Origin of the sequence: Bacillus sp. JJ1609, assembly GCF_036967045.1 — a bacterium.
Taxonomy (GTDB): Bacteria; Bacillota; Bacilli; order Bacillales; family Cytobacillaceae; genus Mesobacillus.
Genome location: NZ_JBALSS010000025.1, coordinates 71,036 through 73,880 on the forward strand (window position 1 = coordinate 71,036; position 2,845 = coordinate 73,880).

The following is a 2,845-nucleotide window of genomic DNA, read 5'->3' on the forward strand; positions in this document are numbered from 1 at the left end:
CACTACAATCAACAGGGTAGTTTACCGGAAATAGTATGTCTATATATAAAGCAACATTCATACGAGAACGACCTTTTTAAAATAGTATGAAACTGTTTTGTTAAGAATTGATTAAGAAGCGTGATGGATTGGAATGCTTATCCAAAATGAATGATCATGCCCATTTGTTTTAATGCCTATTTTGCCGTTATGGGCCTCGATGATGCTCCGGGCAATCGCCAGCCCTAAACCTGCACCGTCAGCTTTGGTGCTTCGGGATTCTTCGAGACGGTAAAATCGCTCAAAAATAAGCTCCTTTTTTTCCGGATCGATGGAATAACCCTCATGGGAAAAAGTAAGGGTGTAAAGATTTCCTTCAAGTTTTGCTTCAACGGATAAGTACCGGCCTAAATCATAATCGATAATATTTTGCAGAAGATTGGATATCACTTGTTTTAGTCCATCTTTATGGCCAAATACGAGAGAAGGCTTTATCTCAAGATTAACCGAATCAAACTGGCGGTCTATTTTGAGCTTGAAGGCGGCAATCGATTCTGTCACGACCTCGTCTATTTTCACAGCTTCAAACTGTTTTTCCAAAAAATAAACCTCTTGATTCCAGGCATCAAGTTCCGATATTAAATCGACAATTCGGGTAATCCGTCGAGATTCCTCCAGCAGCGAGCCAAACAAATCACGGTCGCCGGTCAACACACCGCTATGAAGTGCTTCTAAATACCCATTAACATTGGTAAGCGGGGTTCTTAATTCATGAGCTATATCCCGCAGCATTTCTTCCCGCCTCGTTTGGATGACAGACAGTGATTCCGACATGGCATTGAAGTTTGTTAGCAATTCTCCTAATTCACCGCTGGCAGAGAGCTCGATTTGATGAGGTATTTTTCCTTCCTTTATTTGATTGGCTGCTGCAGCCATTTTTTTAACTGGCTTAACAATGCGTCTTACGGAAAAATAATGGACAAGTCCTGCTCCAATAAAGGCGATGATACTGACCTTTATGAGGAAGGAATCTAAGGTATCCACCAGCTGGGCTCCGGTGATTTGCTCATGGTTCACAAGGAAGCAGGCATAATCCTTTACGGAGATTCCTGCCAGCATGATGACAAGCAGAATGACAACGCTGTTCACAGCAACAAGCTTTGATAATAATAGATTGCCTATGCTTTTAATTCGCCGCAAACCTATACCCCATTCCTCTCACAGTTTGAATATAATCCTTTGGCGTCTTTTCTTTGATTTTTTCACGGAGATTCTTAATATGGACATCAATCGTCCGTTCGGTCACTGCCTTTTCATTGTTTTCATAGATGGAGTCTAGAATTTGCGTCCGTGAAAGAATCTGGCCAGGGTGCTGCATGAACATATGGAGGAGCCTGAATTCAAAATTGGTTAAGTCAAGGAGTTCTCCATCGATCCTTGCTTCACCTTTTGCAGGCTTGATTGTAAGCCCTGTAAAAGTCAGCTTTCCACATCTGCTGGCAGTCCTTCTAAGAACGGCCTCGATACGGACCATCAGTTCAGCAGGACTAAAGGGTTTGACCACATAGTCATCGGCACCCAGCTTGAAACCTTCAATCCTGCTTTTTTCCGAAGCCTTAGCAGTCAGCATGATCACAGGCATCATGCTTTCAAGATCATTCCTTAGCCAGGTGCAGATTTCTTCACCACTCTTCCCAGGAAGCATGAGGTCAAGGATTAGGATGCATGGGTCATATTTTTCAATCATTTCCATTGCGTTAATTCCATTGTCAGCTTCAAGGACCTCATAACCTTCATTTGTTAAGTAAATCTTCACAAGCGTCCTGATTTTCGGATCATCCTCGACAACTAATACGCTTTTGCCAATCAAATCTTTATTCACAATGAATGTCACCCCTTCGGACAGCCCTCAGATAAGATTAAAATTGAAATATACTATAAGCAGAAAGCCACGCGCTAATTTTTTGCATCTGCCCCGAAAGTACAAGGAACCCCATGCCAACCATGATCATGCCGTTTACAAATGCCAATTTAGCAAGATACTTGTTGATTTTCTTGATTGCTTTTAAAGAATAAGAAATAACGAACGAGATGACCAGGAAGGGCACAGCCATTCCAAGAGAGTAAGAAGTCAGCAAATACATGCCTTGATATAATGTATCTGAAGAACTTGCAAGCAGCAGAATGGATGAAAGTGCAAGTCCTACACACGGTGACCATCCACTTGCAAAGGCCATGCCAAGAAATACGGAACTGAAGACACCTTTCGATTTTGTTTCAGAATGCACCTTTTTTTCCATCATTAAAAATTTAATATTCAATAATCCAGCCATCTGTAAGCCGAAGATGATGATCAATAATCCGGCTGCTTGCATAACGATTGTTCTATAGTTTGCGAACACCTGGCCGAGAAATGACGCAGATGCGCCCATGACAATAAAAATCAAACTAAAGCCAATGATGAAGCCGAAAGAACGGGTGAAAAGTGTGGCTCGGTCAACCGCAACCTTTGAACCCTCAATCTTGCCACCGGTTAAATGCGTTATGTAAGCAGGAAGCAGGGGAAAGACACATGGCGAGAAAAAAGATAAAATTCCTGCCGTAAAAGCAAAAAATAATCCTATTTCATTCATTATTAAATCACTCCTTTTCTTTATCTCTATATTGTGCAGGTTTTGTTAAGGGTTAATTAAGAGATACAATCTAATTATTTAATTATACCCATATTGGTATATAATTTGAAATGATGTATAATGATTTCTATCAATTAGTTTAACATGATTTAGGGTTTGAATCTTTTGAAGGATAGTATGGTTTATTAAAGGTTTCAGTAGGGTCTAATAAAAAAATGGCTCTGTTAAACAAG

At 40.5% G+C, this 2,845-nt stretch carries 3 protein-coding genes; all 3 read right to left on the minus strand.

Features of this window, described 5'->3' with window-relative positions:
- Positions 1-111 precede the first annotated feature (111 nt).
- The 3 genes from V7654_RS18140 to V7654_RS18150 are packed head-to-tail and all read right to left on the minus strand — an operon-like array spanning position 112 to position 2,612.
- Positions 112-1,179 (minus strand): ATP-binding protein, encoded by a 1,068-nt coding sequence (locus tag V7654_RS18140; RefSeq protein WP_335432128.1) that lies wholly within the window; start codon positions 1,177-1,179, stop codon positions 112-114.
- Positions 1,166-1,864: a response regulator transcription factor gene (locus V7654_RS18145; protein WP_335432297.1), complete on the minus strand. Its 699-nt coding sequence runs from the start codon at positions 1,862-1,864 to the stop codon at positions 1,166-1,168. Before V7654_RS18145 ends, V7654_RS18140 begins: the two co-directional genes overlap by 14 nt.
- Positions 1,865-1,898: 34 nt before the next feature.
- Positions 1,899-2,612, minus strand: coding sequence for a cytochrome c biogenesis CcdA family protein (locus V7654_RS18150; RefSeq protein WP_335432129.1), 714 nt, complete (start codon positions 2,610-2,612; stop codon positions 1,899-1,901).
- Positions 2,613-2,845: the final 233 nt, after the last annotated feature.